The sequence below is a fragment of the Polynucleobacter sp. es-GGE-1 genome, from assembly GCF_018882005.1.
Taxonomy (GTDB): Bacteria; Pseudomonadota; Gammaproteobacteria; order Burkholderiales; family Burkholderiaceae; genus Polynucleobacter.
This window is the reverse complement of the sequence record NZ_JACVPE010000007.1, coordinates 95,982-113,566: the sequence shown is the minus strand read 5'-3', so window position 1 is coordinate 113,566 and position 17,585 is coordinate 95,982. Positions and strand designations below refer to the sequence as shown.

Genomic DNA, 17,585 nt, shown 5'->3' with positions numbered 1-17,585 from the left:
TCTTTCCTTCGCTTACAGGGAGTAATACATATCAAATTCGATTGGATGGGTAGTCATACGGAAACGTGTGACATCTTCCATCTTCAAATTGATATAGGCATCAATCATAGACTCTGTAAATACACCACCGCGGGTCAAGAACTCATGATCTTTTTCGAGCGCTGCCAAAGCTTCTTCCAAGCTTGCGCAAACGGTTGGGATCTTTGCATCTTCTTCTGGTGGCAAGTCATACAAGTTCTTGTCAGCAGCTTCACCTGGGTGAATCTTATTCTGGACGCCGTCTAAACCAGCCATCAACAAGGCTGAGAATGCCAAGTATGGGTTTGCCAATGGATCTGGGAAACGGGTTTCGATACGACGACCCTTAGGACTTGGAACGTGTGGAATACGAATAGAAGCAGAACGGTTGCGTGCTGAGTATGCCAACTTTACGGGGGCTTCAAAGCCTGGAACCAAACGCTTGTATGAGTTTGTACCTGGGTTGGTAATAGCGTTCAATGCTTTAGCGTGCTTAATGATGCCGCCGATGTAGTAGAGGGCAAACTCTGACAAACCTGCGTAACCATTACCAGCAAACAAGTTTTCGCCATTCTTCCAAACAGATTGGTGCACGTGCATACCAGAACCGTTATCGCCAACTACTGGCTTAGGCATGAAGGTTGCAGTCTTGCCATATGCATGCGCAACATTTTGTACTACATACTTTTGCCAGATAGTCCAGTCAGCACGTTGAGTCAATGTGCTGAACTTAGTACCCAATTCGTTTTGACCTTGACCAGCAACTTCATGGTGGTGAACTTCAACCGGTATGCCCAATGATTCGAGAATCAAACACATTTCAGAACGCATATCTTGGAATGTATCTACTGGAGCAACTGGGAAGTAGCCGCCTTTTTTACCTGGACGGTGACCAGTGTTACCACCTTCAACTTCAAGGCCTGATGACCATGGCGCTTCTTCAGAATCAATCTTCACGAAGCAGCCCTGCATGTCAGCACCCCAACGCACGCCATCAAAAATAAAGAACTCTGGCTCTGGGCCAAAGTAAGCTGCATCACCCAAACCAGAGCTCTTCAAATAGGCTTCAGCACGCTTTGCAATAGAACGTGGATCACGGTCATAGCCTTTACCATCTGATGGCTCGATCACATCACATGTGATTACCAAGGTAGGCTCTTCATAGAATGGGTCGATATAGCAAGCAGTTGGATCTGGCATCAACAACATATCAGAAGCTTCAATACCCTTCCAACCAGCGATAGAGGAGCCGTCAAATGCATGACCACTCTCAAATTTATCTTCGTTAAAAGCAGAGATAGGAACACTCGTATGTTGCTCTTTACCCTTTGTATCTACAAAGCGGAAATCAACGAAAGTACATTCTTTCTCTTTAACTAACTTCATCACATCAGCGACGGTCTTCGTCATGCAAATCTCCTCTATAAACAAAACTCGGAATTCAAACCTAAGGCATACACCCTTGTTCATTCCAGGCATCTACATGCCTATTGGATGTATCTAATTTACTGAAGCAAACAACAGGGAATCTTCATTATTGCACTAATTAAGTGCTTGATTAGCTCTTTGATCGACTCTAAAAAGGATATGTGCACTACTTTAGTGCAAAATTGACCTAAGAAATTTCATGAATCTCATAGCCAAGCTCTTGGGTGCCCGCTCTTAGGGCAATCCACGCATTTTCCAATAGATTGGCATTGCCCTTGATACCCAATTCAATATGCCGCTGGGCATAAACACCACCCTTAGTAGCATCACCCACAGACGGCAGGCTAAAGACCTTCACGCCTGGGAAGTTAGCTTCTATACGTTCCATCAGCGGGGTTAAGGTGGACTCAATGCCTTTAGGCACAATGAAACTTTGTTCTGCCCAGTTTTCTTGATGAAAGAGATCATGGTAATGGGTATCCAGACACCAAGCCATCATGGGAGCGGCCATCACCGGAAAGCCCGGAACAAAATGATGTTCCCGAATCCGAAAGCCAGGGATCTGGTTATAGGGATTCGGGATGATGTCACTACCCAGTGGAAACTCACCCATCTTGAAGCGGTGTTGATTTTCCGGAGTATTCAAATCGGCTTTGATTGGATCACCTTCTGCCATCGACTGAATGCGACCAGCAATGAGCTCTTGCGCCTTCGGATGCAATGCGGTTTTTGTACCTAGTGCTAACGCAGCACATTGGCGCGTATGATCGTCTGGAGTCGCACCAATACCGCCCGTACTAAACACCACATCGCCGCTGGCAAAACTTTGCTTGAGGGTTGCTGTAATTTGCTCTGGATCATCGGCAACATACTTTGCCCACGAAAGACTCAAGCCCCGTTCATTGAGGAGTTCAATGAGCTTACTCATGTGCTTATCTTGACGACGACCTGACAAGATCTCGTCGCCGATCACGATTAAGCCAAATCGTCTTGTGACCCCCTCTGTCGAGGCATCCACTGCTACTGTTTTGATGACATCATCCATGGTATGGAAGTTCCGAATCTACTAAGCGGGTTTCTACTGTTAATGATTTTTCTAACTCTTCTTGTCTCAGCGTTTGCAGCGCATCTAATAGAAAATGGCTAAACCATAAAGCAGCAAACACAAAAATGAGAGAGTACACCCAAAGGGCTACAAAACTCACTACTGGAAACAATACCAAGGCTAACGCAGAAGTAGCCCAGAAGAATGTGGGTACAGCGCCGAGCATGCCCGAGATCACACCCATAGTGAGTAATGACCATCGATATTTTTCTATTAGAAGATCGCGCTCTTCGGTGCTGGCATGCTTAGCTAAGACATCATATGACATGAGGCGCATTGTCAACCAACCCCATAAGAGCGGTGGTAACACAGCTACGAGCGGAGGAACCCACCACACTGGCAAGGTCAGCATCACTAACACTAAACAGATCAGCGCAGACCATAAGGTATACATCAAGCTACCAAAGAGTCCGCCGCCACGCTTTGCTTCCAAACCATGATACGCAGATTGTCGAGCTACGATCCTAACAATTGCTGGCACGGTTGAGAAGGCGATAAACACTAAGAGGCTGATCGTGATCAGAGGAATGATCAACATAACAAAAAATAGTGGCGCGATCCAAGCTCTGGCATTTTCAAAGCCAGCCCAAATCAGACCTTCTTGGATCCAGCTCGTGAAGATCGAAGTCGTGAGGAAAATACTCAATGCTTCCAGCGCTGGGGTCCAAGCAAGCCAAATGAGACTACCCCATACAACAGAAACAATCAGAAATGGTCTCAGACTGAGCCACAGCATGCGTGGATGCATCGTTCCCACCAGTGCAAGTCCAAACGATTTAAATACTTGCTGCAATCCAACCATAAAACTCCTATGACATACCTTGGGTATGTTTACTTTGGCAATAACTCTCTAAATGCGTTTACCAAACCCTGCCACTGCTGAGTAATAACATTTTGAGAAACCGTTAAGTTTCGCACGCCTGTGGGATAAACCGTCTTAGGAAAAATCGCCGTCCTAAATAACATATCCCACCAGGGAAAAAGAATGCCAAAGTTACAGCCGCCCAGTACTCCAGGCTTACCAATGGCCTCATGACCATAGCCCACGGCATGATGCATGCGGTGATACATCGGTGAAATCAAGAGATAGCGCGCAGGTCCTAAGTGAATCTTGATATTGGCATGCTGCCAACTTTGAATAAATTGGCTCAGGGCCACGAGTGCAATAAATTGACCAGGAGATACTCCAAACAAGAGTGCAAAAAATGCCATAAATACTGCACGCATGATGTCGTCTAACAGATGATTACGATTATCAGACCAAGCCGTCATTACTGTTTGACTGTGATGCAAGGCATGCAACTGCCACCACCAGTTAAACGAGTGGGCTGCACGATGGTAAAGATAATCGACAAAGTCAAGCAAGATCAGATAAAGCAGAAAGCTCACCACTGGTATCGAGGTAACTCCAGGCCACCAAGACTCTACATTGAAACGATCAAACCGAAAATCGTGCAAGATCGAATCGACCTCAAAGAAAAATCCAGATAAGGCAATGAAGATCAAGCCATGAAAAATCCCCAGCCGATGAAACAAGGTGTAGAAAATATCCGCCTTGTTTGAAATAGCAAAGCGATCTTGCGCTTCTGCAGGATGAAAGCGTTCCCAAGTGCGGAGCACAACCATGATAAGAAAGATTTGAATACAGCCAAACAGAAACCAATCCATGCCATCAAATACATCCTCGGCCCACGACATCAGATCAAATTGATACAACAATGGCCCTACCAGGGTCGAAAAAATCCACTCTTGTAGACTGCCATAGGCGTTTGAGATTGCAGAGGTGATAAAGTTTAAATCCATGCTTTATTTTGACTGATCTGCAGATTTTTTGTGCGCCGCAGGCAATAGACCAAAACAAAAGCCGCGTTGCTTGAGATTGATGATCAATTGCTCTAGCACTGCGGGTACCCAGGGGTCTTTTCTGGACCAAATACCAAGGTGCGCCATAGTGATGTCGCCATCTTGAATATCACGACTCGCCTTCTGCAAGAGTCCAGCGTTAGGGTACTTATCAGAAGAAAGCTCATCCCCCAAGAAACCAGCGGGGGCCCAGCCAATGTGTTGATAGCCACACATCTCCCCCATCCGAATCAAAGTTGGTGAGGTTTTACCTCCAGGAGCACGCCAGATTTTTTGCAATGGTTGATTCGTCATCTCTTGGAAGCGTTGATCTACTCTGCGAATTTCCTTGCACATCGCGGCTTCGTTATAAAGCACCGTCATGCCAGCTTTAGGTCCAAATTGTGGCTTTTCAAAAACCTCACCTTTGGGGCCGTCTTTGACAAAATATAGATGGTCGTATGTGTGACTACCAAAATGATGACCTTCTTTGGCCAGTTCTTGCCAGAAGGGTTTCCAGGCATCGTCTAATGCAAAATCACCACGATAGGCTTTTTCATTCGCCAGAAAAAAAGTGGCTTTGATATTTTGACGCTTCAAAATCTCATCAACCTGATGCGCAACTGACATATTGCCAGTATCAAATGTTAAATAGACTGTCTTGTTGCAACTGGATGTCTGTGCGCTAGAGCCGAATGAAAAACAGCCGAGCAAGAGCGCGGCTGTTAGATAAACGATGCGGTAAACGATGTGATTACGTTTCATCAAAGAACTCCCCTTACTCCCATGGAGCCCTAGGGTAGAAAAATACACCGTGAGGAGATCTTCCCACTGGGATGACGCTCACCAACTTCATCGTGGGTATATCAATTACCCCCGCTTTTTTTGCAAAACGGAAAGTCACCCACAGGCTTTTGCCGTCAGGAGTAATTTCCATATCATCTGGACCAGACGGAAGACCAGTAATATCACTCTCCTTCTCGAGAGTTTGCATATTGATCAAGCTGATCGTAGAAGCAATGCGGTTGCTTACAAAGATATACTTTTTATCCCCTAAAGGACGGAAGTTATGTGCGCCCTTGCCGGTATAGATTCGCTTAACTTCCTTACGAGCTTTCCAGTCAATCACTTGTACGAAATCTTCGCCGGTAATACCAACTAATAGATATTGGTCGCCAGGTGTCATCCACAAACCTGCAGGCACTTTGCCAGTAGGCATCACCCACAATACATTTTGAGTTTCAAGATCAATCGCTGCCAGTTCATTAGAGTCTTGCAATGTGATGAAGGCAATTTTGCTATCCGCAGTAAATGCAATATGACTCGGAGTCTTTCCCAACTTTACGGTCTTGGATAATTTCAGATCAGCGCCATTTGCTGCATATATATCAACACGATCTAAGCGATTGCCATTAGCTAAAAACCATTTGTGGTTTGGGGAGTAGCCAATTTGGTATGGGTCAATAATATTGGGCATACGCCCAGTGATTTCACCGCTTATAGGATTCATCAACACGACATCGTTACCTGCGGCATTGGCAACCAATAAAGTTTTTTGATCAGGCGTCATCATCAAGTGATGCGGCTCTTTGCCAATATAGGTGGTTTTAATAACACGGCGACTTGGCATATCTATCAAGCTCACCGTAGCTTCACCTGAATTAAGAACCACTGCTAGTTTAGGTTGTGCCGGTAATGCTGGCACCACTCCAGTTGCGGACATTTCAGCGAATGCTGGATAGGGTATTGAAGCAAAGGCAACTGAAACGGCAATAGTGCGAAAAGCTCTAATCTTGATAAATTTGTGCATAAACCACATTGTAAGCAATGGAGAGAGTCAAAAGACCCCTAATAAGCAGTGGAATTGATCTAGCGCAAGCTCGCCAAAACTTTTTCTAAGCGCTTTAGGGACATGGGGGTCGGTGTTTTGAGCTCCTGGGCATATAAGGCCACCCTGAGCTCCTCTAATTGCCAACGAAAATCAGCTAAAGCCTGATCTTCACTCATAGCATATGCAGCTGTACCTTTACTCCCCTGAAGGAGTTTTTGCCATGGTCTTGCCACTGATTCCCAGTCTTTTTGACATTGAGCATCCCTAGAGGGATTGGCACGCATCTTATCAATGCGCATTGCAATCGCTTTTAAATATCGTGGCAAATGGACTAATTGCGCATAGGGAATGTCAGCTACAAATTTGGGAAAGATGAGAGCCTGTACTTGCAACTGAATATCAGCATAAGCACTGGATGATGCTGCTTTGGTTTGGGCCATCTTCTTTTGCAAATCTGCATAAGCTTGCAAAGCAGCCAAAGCATGACGAGAAATCTCTTGGGCAATTAGTGCCAGTCTGGGTTTACCTGCTTGCATTCGGTCGGCAAACTGTTCAGCATTATTTGGCAGAGGCTCAGTCATGAACGCGCGCTCAATCGCCAGATTAAGTATCTGATCGATCAAACCTTCAACTGATCCAACATTGATAAACAGCAATCCGAGCTCGCGAATACCGGGCAACTGTTTTTGCAATGCTTTCAGCGTATCTTTATTGCCCAGGGCAAATAGACGACGTAATCCTTGTATATGTTGCTTTCGAGCCTCCAGCAAATCATCGAATACCTCGAGATCGCAGTATTCGCCACGATCAATCAGCGCCGGATATCCAAATAAAGTTTTATTGCCTTTTTGAATCTCTAAGGTTTCAGGCAACTCTCCAAACTCCCAGCTTCGATAGCCACTCTGCTCGACCTTCCTAGCTCCATCTGGTTGAATGCTTGCTTTAGACTTAGCGCTGGCTTGGGACAACGGCTCAATCCCCAGTTCTGCTTGAGCTACTTCCTGAGCAACTGCCTGAAAGGCATCGCGGGCAGTCTGTCCATATTCTGATCGTAAGCGCGCTAAGTTACGCTCTACTTCTAACTGACGTCCATGCTCATCAATTAAACGAAAGTTCATCGATGAATGTAGCGGCAAGGCCTCGGGTCTGAAATCAGTTCTTTTAATTTCTAGACCACGCTCTTTGCGAATGTCATCGATGAGTTGATCGAGAAAATCACCCACTCCAAATTGCTGTGCCTCAAGCTTTCGCTCTAAATACGATTTTGCATAGTCTGGTAATGGCACACAATGACGCCGAATTTTTTGTGGCAAGGTTTTTAGTAAGAGCAGAATTTTATCCTCACACATACCGGGCACTAACCATTCACAACGACGACCATCCACTTGGTTGAGTTGTGCCAAGGGAACTACTAAGGTCACTCCATCTTTGGGGCTACCGGGCTCAAAGTGATAAGTTAAATTGAGCTCTGCTCCACCGACCTTCATTACTTTGGGATAGCGATCTACGGTAATCCCTGCCGCTTCATGGCGCATGAGGTCAGCCTTTTCTAAACGAAGCTGTGTATCGAGGTCAGGAATCTTTTTGAGACAGGCCCTGAGATCTTCTCGATTGCAAATACCTTTAGGAATACGGGATTCATAAAAAGCAAAGAGCAAATCGTCATCTACCAAAACATCGGGGCGACGTGAGCGGTGCTCAAGCGCTTCGATTTCTTTAATCAGGCGCCGGTTATGCCAAAAAAACCCAAACGTACCAGGATATTTTTTCTTAGCGTCTGCTTCGGTCTCGCGTTGCAGTGCTGATGTATCCATGCGCCCAAACATTTCTTCTTGGACAAGCGCTTGGAGAATAAATAATTCACGGGCTTCTGCAAAATTATGTGGCTCATAGCGTACCCGGCGTCCGTGATAGATCGGCAAGCCATACAAGGTGCCACGCTCAAATGCTAGTACCTCACCCTGGCGGTTATCCCAAAAGGGGTCGCTCAAGGATTTAATGAGTCGATGAGCCGCTACTTTTTCTACCCATTGCGGCTCTATCTTGGCAATGGTGCGAGCATACATGCGAGTGGTCTCTTGCAACTCACCAGCCAAGATCCAAGCACCAGCTTTTTTACCAATGGTCGAACCAGGCCAAATAAAGGGACGAATACCTCTAGCCCCAACGTAACCGCCTGTCTTGCTATTACGGTCTTGTGATTTTTCATCCTCCTCTTTTTTGGCCACATAGCCTAATAAGCCAGTAAGTAAAGAGAGGTGAACTTGTTCATAGGTTGCAGCGAGGCTATTGTCTTTCCAGCCCTTTTCGCCGAGCATGGTATGCAACTGACCATGAACATCACGCCATTCACGCAAGCGACGAGGCGATAGAAATTTACTGCGACACAGATTTTCTAACTGTCGATTGCTATGTTTATGCTGTAAGGCGTCCTGATACCAATCCCAGAGTTTCACAAAACTCAAAAACTCAGAGCGTTCATCCGCAAATTGCAAGTGCGCCTGATCTGCTGCAGCCCCTTGGTCCATAGGACGTTCACGTGGATCTTGCGTAGCCAAGGCAGAGGCAATGATGGTGACTTCTCTCAACGCATTCTGCTCTTTAGCAGCCAAGAGCATTCTGCCAATACGAGGATCTAGCGGCAAATCAGCTAACTGTTTACCAATCTGCGTTAGCTTAAAACTATGATTGACATCCTTACCATCGCCAACTTGAGCATCATCAAACTCTATTGCGCCGAGCTCATCTAGAAGTTGTACGCCATCAGCAATCGCTCTACCCAATGGCTTATCAATGAATGGAAAGTGTTGAATTTTGGATAAGCGTAGTGAGCTCATCCGCAGCAATACTGCAGCTAGTGAACTGCGTAAAATTTCAGGATCAGTAAATTTGGGACGACTTTGATAATCCTGCTCGCTATAGAGGCGTACACAGATACCATCCGATACACGGCCACAACGCCCCGCTCTCTGATTAGCCGCCGCTTGTGAAATAGGCTCAATCTGCAACTGCTCTACTTTATTGCGATAGGAATAACGCTTCACTCTTGCTAAACCACTATCAATCACGTAACGAATATTAGGAACAGTCAGAGAAGTCTCAGCAACGTTGGTTGTCAAAATAATGCGACGACCGTTTCCAGGGCTAAAGACTCTCTCTTGCTCGGCCACAGATTGACGTGCAAACAAGCTCAGCACTTCTGGATGAAAGCGTTGCTGCAAGACATGGTCTTTACGCAGTGTTTCAGCACAATCTCGTATCTCACGCTCGCCTGGCAAAAAAACTAAAACGTCTCCTGCGCCTGCAGCACCCTCTCGCCAGACCTTGGTAATTTCTTCGGCGACTGCATCTGGAATTTCTTTTGCTGTCTTGGATTCTTTCTTGCCATCAGGTTTTGAATCTGGTTCGAGCGGTGAATATCTTTGCTCTACCGGAAACAACCTGCCGCTCACCTCAATCACCGGTGCAACTTTGCCATTGATGGCAAAGTGCTCAGAAAATCGCTGGGCATCAATCGTGGCTGAGGTAATGATGAGTTTGAGATCGGGCCGCTTGGGCAATAACTGCCTTAAATAGCCTAATAAGAAATCAATATTCAAGCTACGTTCATGTGCCTCATCGATGATGAGCGTGTCATAAGCTTTGAGTTGTGGGTCGCGCTGCGTCTCGGCCAACAAGATGCCATCTGTCATCAGCTTAATGGAAGCGGTGTTGCTGGTCTTATCAGCAAAGCGCACTTGGTAACCCACATCTTGACCAATGGGCGAAGCAAGCTCTTGGGCGATCCGCTTGGCAGTAGCGGTGGCAGCAATCCGTCGTGGCTGGGTATGGCCAATGAGTTTGCCACCGTTGATCGTGCCACGCCCTAGGTCTAAGCAGATCTTTGGTAGCTGGGTGGTCTTGCCTGAGCCCGTCTCGCCGCACACAATGACCACCTGATGGCTTTGCAAGGCATCCTTGATGATCTGACGTTGACCAGAGACCGGCAATTCTTCCGGGAAGCGGATCTCGAGCTTGCGTCCGGTGTTGGAAGCAGGCACAGGCTTGGAGCTGGGTTTGGGTTTTTGTTGGTTTATAGGCTCTTGCACCCTATAATTTTCTCACTATGCCGACAAATGCACCAAACCAGGCCTCAACCGCCGAAGAATCTACCTCCAACTTCCCCTTCGTAGGGTGGTTGCGCGATGTTGCACCCTACATTCACAGCTTCCGCGAAAAGACCTTTGTGATCGCCTTCGCTGGCGAGCTTGTTCAAGAAATTGGTCTTGAGAATCTCATCGAAGATATTGCGATGTTGCATGCCATGGGTATGCGAATCGTTTTGGTTCACGGCATTCGCCCACAAATTGAAGAGCAGCTCATGCTGCGCAAGATTAAGAGTAAGTTTGGCAAGAGCGCGATGAATAGCTACCGAATTACTGATGCTGCTGCTCTAGAGTGCGTGAAAGAAGCTGCCGGAGAATTGCGTCTCGATATTGAAGCGGCATTTAGCCGTGGTTTACCAAACACTCCGATGGCAGGCTCTCGTATCTCAGTTATCTCTGGTAACTTTATTACCGCGATGCCAGTGGGCGTTGTCGAAGGGGTTGATTACATCCATACCGGCTTAGTGCGTAAAGTGGATTCCACTTCAATTAAGTTATCACTCGATAGCAACAAGATTGTGTTGCTCTCTCCGTTAGGCTTCTCACCTACAGGTCAAGCCTTTAACTTAGCTTATGAAGATGTGGCAGCTTCTACTGCTGCAGCGCTCAAAGCGGATAAGTTGATTTTCTTAAGTCCATATGAAGGTCTACACGATGCTGAAGGTGATCTGATTACAGAACTCTCCTTGCCTCAGTTGCAAGACTATATGGTAGAGAACAAAAATCTCGACGTTGGCATGAAGAGTTTGCTCAATATCTCTGGTAGAGCGATTCGTGCTGGGGTAAGTCGGGTTCACTTCTTGCCCTGCAACCAGGATGGCGCCTTATTGGAAGAGCTCTTTACCCACGACGGTATTGGTATGATGCTGGCCTCTTCTGATATTGAGAATTTACGCGAAGCCAATCAAGATGACGTCGGTGGTATCTTGCAACTCACTATGCCGCTAGAAGAAGAAGGGATCTTGGCTGCCCGCGGTCAAGACGTGATTGAGCGTGACATTCAGCGCTTCTCAGTGATTGAGCATGACCGCGTACTCTTCGGCTGTGCTGCCCTGTTCCCATTCCCCAATGGTGTTGGTGAATTAGCCTGTCTTGCAGTAGATCCTGATGTGCAAGGCTCTGGTGATGGCGAGCGTTTGCTAAAACGGGTTGAGATGCGCGCTAAACAAGAGGGTATTAAAAAATTATTTGTTCTGACGACGAGAACAGAGCATTGGTTTCTGAAACGGGGCTTTAAAAGGGCCACAGTGGATGACCTGCCAGAAGAAAGAAAACAAATTTATAACTGGGACCGTAAGTCCATGGTTTTAACTAAAGATCTATAAGAACAAAGAGATATATAAGAAAGGCACTACAGATGGCACGGATGGTTGAATGCATCAAACTCAATAAAGAGGCAGAAGGCTTGGATTTCGCTCCACTTCCTGGTGACTTAGGCAAAAAGATTTGGAATCAAGTTTCTAAAGAAGCTTGGGCTGCTTGGTTAAAGCATCAAACTATGCTCATTAATGAAAATCGCCTCAATATGGCAGATCCACGTGCACGCCAGTACCTTTTAAAGCAAGTAGAAAAATACTTCTTTGAAGGTGGTGCAGATATGGCACAAGGCTATGTACCGCCTACCGAATAAGTATTGCAATACAGCAAAAATAAATTTCTATAAATACAGTTTCTGTTGTTGACACAGTAAAAGTACAGGCATAGGATGTAATCGTAGTGAGGCAGATATAGTGTCTTGCTACATTGGCGAAAGCCACTTCAAAATGAGCGCATCTATGCGCTCATAGGCTAAGGAACTAAATACCTTCCGAGTGCCTGCGCCATGCAAACCATGGCAAACAACCCGATGGGGATGCCCCGTCGGGTTTTTTTATTTCCTCTTTACGGATTAGAGTGCGATGCGGCTAACACCAGACGCGTTGCTGACCAGCAAGACATTGGCTTTCTCTTTAGCAAATAAGCCGACCGTAATCACGCCAGCAATTTGATTAATCTGAGACTCCATAGTGATGGGATCAGCAATGTGCAAACCAGCGACATCCAAAATCCAAGCGCTGTTATCGGTCACAAAGGGCTCGCTTGGAGTTTGATTGAGGTCAGAGCGAGTATGTTTAGCTAAGCGCAAAGTCACCTTGCCGCCAAGCTTTTCCAGCTCTCTACTGACAATACCTTTGGCTAGCGGAATGATTTCGACTGGGAGAGCAAAATTACCAAGTACCGGAACCTGTTTAGAAGAGTCGCAAATGCAAATAAATTGCTTTGCCATGGAGGCAATAATTTTTTCGCGAGTCAGCGCACCGCCCCCACCTTTAATCATATGGCCAGCAGGATCAATTTCATCGGCACCATCGACATAGGCTGGCAGACTGAGTACATCATTAGGGTCGAGTACCTTAAAACCATGCTTTAGCAATCGCTCCGTCGTAGCATTGGAGCTAGAAACAGTTCCGGAAAAATGATCCTTATGGGGAGCTAAGGCATCAATAAAGCAATTAGCGGTCGAACCTGTTCCTACACCCAAGATTTGTCCAGCGGGTAGCTTTAGTACCTCGTCTCGAGCAGCTTCGCCCACCATTTGCTTGAGTTGATCCTGATTCATATATCCACCAAACACCTTTACTGGAACTGAGTAATTAATCCATCTATCATATGATATTCACAAGAAATCTACTAAAGCAGACCCCTTAAATAGAGCCATCCAGCCATGAATAGCGCCTCTTCCGCTCCTAGCCAACTCGAGCAACTCAAAAAATTCACTACTGTCGTCGCCGATACGGGCGATTTTGAGCGTATGCAAGTGTTTCAACCTCAAGATGCCACTACTAACCCCTCCCTCATTCTGAAGGCAGCCCAGAAAAGTAATTACCAGTCTTTGGTGAGTGCGGTGAAGGCAGCTCACCCAAGCTTAAGCGTTACTGATTTGGTGGATAACATCTTGGTTGCCTTTGGCTTGGAGATTTTAAAAATTGTGCCTGGTCGTGTCTCAACCGAAGTGGATGCGCGTTTATCGTTTGATACCAAGGCCACAGTTGCTAAAGCAAAACACTTAATTGCCCTATATGAATCTCAGGGCATTGATCGCAAGCGCATTCTGATCAAGCTCGCTGGAACTTGGGAGGGTATTGATGCTGCTAAACAATTAGAGGCAGATGGCATTCATTGCAATATGACTCTACTCTTCTCGCTGATTCAGGCGGCGGCCTGTGGCGCAGCCAATGCAAAACTGATTTCACCGTTTGTTGGTCGCATTACGGATTGGCATAAGGCAAAACTCGGAAGCAATTGGAGTGATGCCCACAATGGTGGTGCCAATGATCCCGGTGTGACTTCAGTAAAGCGGATTTTTCATTATTACAAGTACTTTGGTATTCCAACCGAGATTATGGGTGCTAGCTTTCGCAATACCAGTCAAATCCTGGAGCTTGCCGGCTGCGATCTTTTAACGATTAGCCCCGAGTTATTGGCTGAGTTGAGTGCAGGTACTGCCACAGTAAGCAAGAAATTAGATGGTGCCAATGCTCACGCTATATTAAGTGCTGAGAATATAACGCCACTTAAACTAGATGAATCTAGCTTTAGGCTGCAATTGAATAATGATGCGATGGCAACAGAAAAACTTGCAGAAGGTATACGCAATTTCTGTATCGATACTGAAAAGCTGGAAGCACTGCTAGCAAAATAATTCGCTAGCAGTAGCTTTGCTTATGTTTAATTTACTTCTTAGCCGTATTGATGCCGACCAAGGTATAAGCCCCGCAATAACCAAAGATCCCTGTTAGCAAGGGGATGATTCCAATCCAAGCCCACGGGCCAGTGATACCAAAACCTGCTAAACCCATGAGGGTGACGCCAACAGTCATACGCAAAACACGGTCAGTGTGACCAATATTACATTTCATATAAGCCCCTTTACTATTGAAAAACAACTACTTGGCAGCTTTATTATTTAATTTGGCAAGGCGCTGTCTTAATGCCTCATACAAGCATACGCCACTTGCTACTGAAACATTCAAACTGGAGACCACACCCTGCATTGGGATACGGACGAGCTCATCGCAGGTTTCTTTTGTAAGACGGCGCATGCCCTCACCTTCAGCACCCATCACGATAGCAATAGAGCCAGTAAGGTCGATGTCATAGATCGACTTTTGAGCTTCATCATCCGTACCAATCAACCAAACGCCCGCTTCCTGCATCTCTTTCATGCTGCGAACCAGGTTGGTGACAGTAATCACTGGCATGACTTCAGAGGCACCGCTTGATACCTTGCTCACGGTAGCATTTATCGAAGCCGAACGATCTTTCGGAATGACTACCGCATCTACCCCTGCACCATCAGTAACACGTAAACAGGCGCCAAAGTTATGGGGATCTGTCACGCCATCGAGCACTAAAAACAATGGTTTAGCTTGGGTGCCCTCGACATCTTCAATCACTTCGGTAATGGTACGCGCTATGGTCATTTTTTCAGCTAAAGCAACCACACCCTGATGACGGTCGTGGCCAGTCAACTTTTGAAGACGCTCAGCATCTGCTGCATGCAATCGTTCGCCCAAAATCTCTTCAGCTTGCTTCAGAAAATCTCCCATGCGTCGGTCGCGACGACTAGGATCGAAGTACACCGACTTTAGGCTATCGGGGTCAACACGCAAACGCGCTTGCACCGCATGAAATCCTACTAATATTTGTTTCATCTCTGTGCTTGTTCTTTATATGCTGATTATTTACGTCTGGCCTTGGTATTACGTACTGGCGGTTTTGTGCCTGCAGGCTTGCCGACTGATCTACCGGGTTTACTTGCCTTACCGTTTTTACGACTCGCTTTACTTTTGGACTGCGTTGCGCCCAAGGTACCAGCGGATTTTGCAGCATTAACGTTGATCCCACTGGGCTTTTGAGGCGCTTTATGAGCAGGTCTACTCTTATTAGGTGCCGCCTTTTTATTAGGCCGACCAGTATCAGCAGCCAATAATAATTGACGGCGATTAGAAGATCCACCACTTTCAGCACCGGAGCTCTTAACGAGACTGAATTCAATCTTGCGAGCATCTAAGTCAACACGGCTCACCAATACATGTAAACGATCACCTAAGCGATAACGAATGCCAGTCCGTTCACCACGCAATTCTTGACGGGCTTCATCGTATTGAAAGTAATCGCCACCCAGTTCAGTAACGTGAACCATACCTTCAACGAAAAGATTCTCCAGCTGAATAAATAATCCAAAGTTAGCAACCCCCGTTACGGTACCTGCATACTCTTGACCAAGATGATCCCGCATGTAATAACACTTGAGCCATGCCTCGACGTCACGCGAGGCTTCATCAGCGCGGCGCTCATTAGAGGAGCAGTGAACCCCTAGCTGACCCCAAATTGGTAATGCTGCGTTAGCCCCTTTTGGCGCTCTAGCGCCTCTCGCTGCAATATCTTTCGCATCGCTTTGGGATTTTTTGGCATTGACTGCATTCTCTCTTCCCTTACCCTTACGCGGTAAGGTCAAATTGAGTGGTACTTTTGGAGGCAAAACAGGCGTGTATGGCTTCTTCTGCAAAATTGACTTTATGACTCGATGGGTCAATAAGTCTGGATAGCGACGAATCGGGCTGGTGAAGTGCGAGTAGGCTGGATATGCCAAACCAAAGTGGCCTTCATTATCTGGTTGATACATCGCTTGCTGCATTGATCGCAATACAACTGACTGCAGCATATTGGCATCAGGTCGATCTTTAATCTCCCGCATCAGCTTTGCGTAATCACGAGGTTTTGGTTTTTCACCGCCATCCAAAGATAGCCCTGAGGTTCTTAGTACCTGACGCAAGGTCATCAACTTCTCTTCAGAAGGCTCGCCGTGAACACGGTATAAGCTGAGATGTTTATTTTTATCAATGAAGTCTGCGGCACACACGTTGGCAGTCAACATACACTCTTCGATTAATCGATGAGCATCATTACGCAGACGCGGCTCGATTCGCAAAATCTTACCAAGTTCATTGCTAATGATTTGCGTTTCCGTAGTTTCAAATTCGATTGCGCCACGCTTCTCACGGGCCGACAACAGAATCTTAAATAAAGAGTAGAGATTGCTTAAGAGCGGACGGAACTGGGTAAAGCGCGCTGCTTCCGGACCTTTGCTATTAGACAGAATTTCCCAAACAATATCATAGGTAAAACGTTGCGCAGAATGCATGACTGCTGGGTAAAACTGGTAGGCCAATACAATGCCATTGTTATCCACCACCGAGTCACACACCATACAGAGGCGATCAACATTGGGGTTAAGTGAGCAAAGACCATTCGAGATCTTCTCTGGCAACATCGGAATGACCCGTCTTGGAAAGTACACAGAGGTTGCCCGCAGCAAGCCTTCGTCATCCAAGGGATGTCCCGGTTTAACGTAATGCGAAACGTCAGCAATCGCGACGATGAGACGCCAAGCTTTAGTCTTGCCGTACATTACTGGCTCGCAATAAACAGCATCATCAAAGTCTCTGGCATCAGCACCATCAATGGTGACCAATGGCACATCACGTAAATCGACGCGACCTTCTAAATCTTCTTGCTGAACTGCATCAGGTAATGCAGCGGCTTCTTTCATGGCAGCGGCGGAGAACTCATGGGGTACGCCGTACTTACGCACCGCAATTTCGATTTCCATACCAGGATCATCAATCTCACCCAAGACCTCAACAACCCGCCCTACTGCCTGACGATAGCTATCTGGATAATCAATAATTTCAACACTAACGACTTGGCCTAACTTGGCCTGTCCTTGACCCTTGGGTGGAATCAAAATGTCATGACCGATACGCTTATCTTCAGGCGCAACAATCAAAACACCATTTTCATTTAAGAGGCGGCCGATTACGACCTTATTGGCATGCAGAACGACTTCAACAATCTGTCCTTCAGGGCGACCACGACGATCCGTTCCCAATACTCTGACATTGACTCTATCGCCGTGCATGACACGGGACATCTCTCTTTCGGAGAGGAAAATATCTTCACCACCATCATCGGGAATAACAAATCCGAATCCATCTCGATGCCCTTGAACTGCCCCTAAACGATCAGCCTCGCGGGGCACCAAGTCTTTTGCTTTGCGCATTTAATTCCTTCGGCAATACATGCCCTATCTATATATCTACTGATATCTATTTTTGTTATGAATAAGGCTACTGTATCAAACCATCAAGTCTGAAGGGAAAAAGCCAAAATG

Annotated in this window: 14 protein-coding genes; 3 read left to right on the top strand and 11 right to left on the bottom strand. The window is 46.4% G+C overall.

The annotated features are described in order from the left end of the window. Positions 1 to 12 precede the first annotated feature (12 nt). The 7 genes from glnA to hrpA all read right to left on the bottom strand — a co-directional run bounded on the left by glnA (position 13) and on the right by hrpA (position 10,264). The gene (gene glnA / locus ICN35_RS06970) at positions 13 to 1,428 is read right to left on the bottom strand and encodes a type I glutamate--ammonia ligase (RefSeq protein WP_215294896.1); all 1,416 of its coding nucleotides are present in this window, start codon (positions 1,426 to 1,428) and stop codon (positions 13 to 15) included. A 205-nt stretch (positions 1,429 to 1,633) separates the two neighbouring features. Beyond that, a complete protein-coding gene (locus ICN35_RS06965) occupies positions 1,634 to 2,491 on the bottom strand; it encodes a molybdopterin-binding protein (RefSeq protein WP_216125656.1) in 858 nt (285 codons plus the stop codon). After that, positions 2,484 to 3,353 (bottom strand): EI24 domain-containing protein, encoded by an 870-nt coding sequence (locus ICN35_RS06960; RefSeq protein ID WP_216125653.1) that lies wholly within the window; start codon positions 3,351 to 3,353, stop codon positions 2,484 to 2,486. Before ICN35_RS06960 ends, ICN35_RS06965 begins: the two co-directional genes overlap by 8 nt. 29 nt (positions 3,354 to 3,382) lie before the next feature. Further along, positions 3,383 to 4,354 (bottom strand): sterol desaturase family protein, encoded by a 972-nt coding sequence (locus ICN35_RS06955; RefSeq protein WP_216125645.1) that lies wholly within the window; start codon positions 4,352 to 4,354, stop codon positions 3,383 to 3,385. A gap of 3 nt (positions 4,355 to 4,357) precedes the next feature. Continuing rightward, on the bottom strand, positions 4,358 to 5,158 hold the full coding sequence (locus ICN35_RS06950) for a polysaccharide deacetylase family protein (protein WP_216125643.1): 801 nt from the start codon (positions 5,156 to 5,158) through the stop codon (positions 4,358 to 4,360). A 13-nt stretch (positions 5,159 to 5,171) separates the two neighbouring features. Continuing rightward, entirely contained in the window at positions 5,172 to 6,116 is a 945-nt protein-coding gene (locus ICN35_RS06945) for a cytochrome D1 domain-containing protein (protein ID WP_255535756.1), read from the bottom strand. 146 nt (positions 6,117 to 6,262) lie between these two features. Continuing rightward, a complete protein-coding gene (gene hrpA, locus ICN35_RS06940) occupies positions 6,263 to 10,264 on the bottom strand; it encodes an ATP-dependent RNA helicase HrpA (protein ID WP_216125637.1) in 4,002 nt (1,333 codons plus the stop codon). Positions 10,265 to 10,329: 65 nt separating this feature from the next. On the opposite strand from hrpA, the gene argA reads away from it, so the two are divergent. Together argA and ICN35_RS06930 are read left to right on the top strand one after the other, a co-directional pair. Next, positions 10,330 to 11,694, top strand: coding sequence for an amino-acid N-acetyltransferase (gene argA, locus ICN35_RS06935; RefSeq protein WP_215294908.1), 1,365 nt, complete (start codon positions 10,330 to 10,332; stop codon positions 11,692 to 11,694). A gap of 32 nt (positions 11,695 to 11,726) precedes the next feature. Continuing rightward, positions 11,727 to 11,999, top strand: a complete 273-nt coding sequence (locus tag ICN35_RS06930) for an oxidative damage protection protein (protein WP_216125634.1) — start codon at positions 11,727 to 11,729, stop codon at positions 11,997 to 11,999. A gap of 258 nt (positions 12,000 to 12,257) precedes the next feature. Here ICN35_RS06930 and rpiA read toward each other — a convergent pair whose 3' ends face one another. Then, on the bottom strand, positions 12,258 to 12,968 hold the full coding sequence (gene rpiA, locus ICN35_RS06925; protein ID WP_215318192.1) for a ribose-5-phosphate isomerase RpiA: 711 nt from the start codon (positions 12,966 to 12,968) through the stop codon (positions 12,258 to 12,260). A 105-nt stretch (positions 12,969 to 13,073) separates the two neighbouring features. On the opposite strand from rpiA, the gene tal reads away from it, so the two are divergent. After that, positions 13,074 to 14,051 (top strand): transaldolase, encoded by a 978-nt coding sequence (gene tal / locus ICN35_RS06920; protein WP_216125626.1) that lies wholly within the window; start codon positions 13,074 to 13,076, stop codon positions 14,049 to 14,051. Between the two features lie 31 nt (positions 14,052 to 14,082). Here the strand turns inward: tal and ICN35_RS06915 are convergent, their stop codons facing one another. The 3 genes from ICN35_RS06915 to rnr are packed head-to-tail and all read right to left on the bottom strand — an operon-like array spanning position 14,083 to position 17,474. Further along, positions 14,083 to 14,268 carry a DUF2892 domain-containing protein gene (locus tag ICN35_RS06915; protein WP_215294914.1) on the bottom strand — a complete coding sequence of 62 codons (186 nt, stop codon included), beginning with the start codon at positions 14,266 to 14,268 and terminating at the stop codon, positions 14,083 to 14,085. Between the two features lie 27 nt (positions 14,269 to 14,295). Beyond that, on the bottom strand, positions 14,296 to 15,063 hold the full coding sequence (gene rlmB, locus ICN35_RS06910) for a 23S rRNA (guanosine(2251)-2'-O)-methyltransferase RlmB (protein WP_215318197.1): 768 nt from the start codon (positions 15,061 to 15,063) through the stop codon (positions 14,296 to 14,298). A 26-nt stretch (positions 15,064 to 15,089) separates the two neighbouring features. Further along, complete coding sequence (gene rnr, locus ICN35_RS06905; protein WP_216125623.1) at positions 15,090 to 17,474, bottom strand: ribonuclease R; 2,385 nt, start codon at positions 17,472 to 17,474, stop codon at positions 15,090 to 15,092. Positions 17,475 to 17,585 lie beyond the last annotated feature (111 nt).

What these genes read in the sequence shown, in the direction of transcription:
- ICN35_RS06965 (WP_216125656.1), bottom strand. Translation starts at nt 2,491, where the DNA reads ATGGATGATGTCATCAAAACAGTAGCAGTGGATGCCTCGACAGAGGGG.
- ICN35_RS06945 (WP_255535756.1), bottom strand. Translation starts at nt 6,116, where the DNA reads ATGTCCGCAACTGGAGTGGTGCCAGCATTACCGGCACAACCTAAACTA.
- argA (WP_215294908.1), top strand. Translation starts at nt 10,330, where the DNA reads ATGCCGACAAATGCACCAAACCAGGCCTCAACCGCCGAAGAATCTACC.
- rlmB (WP_215318197.1), bottom strand. Translation starts at nt 15,063, where the DNA reads ATGAAACAAATATTAGTAGGATTTCATGCGGTGCAAGCGCGTTTGCGT.
- ICN35_RS06950 (WP_216125643.1), bottom strand. Translation starts at nt 5,158, where the DNA reads ATGAAACGTAATCACATCGTTTACCGCATCGTTTATCTAACAGCCGCG.
- tal (WP_216125626.1), top strand. Translation starts at nt 13,074, where the DNA reads ATGAATAGCGCCTCTTCCGCTCCTAGCCAACTCGAGCAACTCAAAAAA.
- ICN35_RS06930 (WP_216125634.1), top strand. Translation starts at nt 11,727, where the DNA reads ATGGCACGGATGGTTGAATGCATCAAACTCAATAAAGAGGCAGAAGGC.
- rnr (WP_216125623.1), bottom strand. Translation starts at nt 17,474, where the DNA reads ATGCGCAAAGCAAAAGACTTGGTGCCCCGCGAGGCTGATCGTTTAGGG.
- ICN35_RS06960 (WP_216125653.1), bottom strand. Translation starts at nt 3,353, where the DNA reads ATGGTTGGATTGCAGCAAGTATTTAAATCGTTTGGACTTGCACTGGTG.
- rpiA (WP_215318192.1), bottom strand. Translation starts at nt 12,968, where the DNA reads ATGAATCAGGATCAACTCAAGCAAATGGTGGGCGAAGCTGCTCGAGAC.
- ICN35_RS06915 (WP_215294914.1), bottom strand. Translation starts at nt 14,268, where the DNA reads ATGAAATGTAATATTGGTCACACTGACCGTGTTTTGCGTATGACTGTT.
- glnA (WP_215294896.1), bottom strand. Translation starts at nt 1,428, where the DNA reads ATGACGAAGACCGTCGCTGATGTGATGAAGTTAGTTAAAGAGAAAGAA.
- ICN35_RS06955 (WP_216125645.1), bottom strand. Translation starts at nt 4,354, where the DNA reads ATGGATTTAAACTTTATCACCTCTGCAATCTCAAACGCCTATGGCAGT.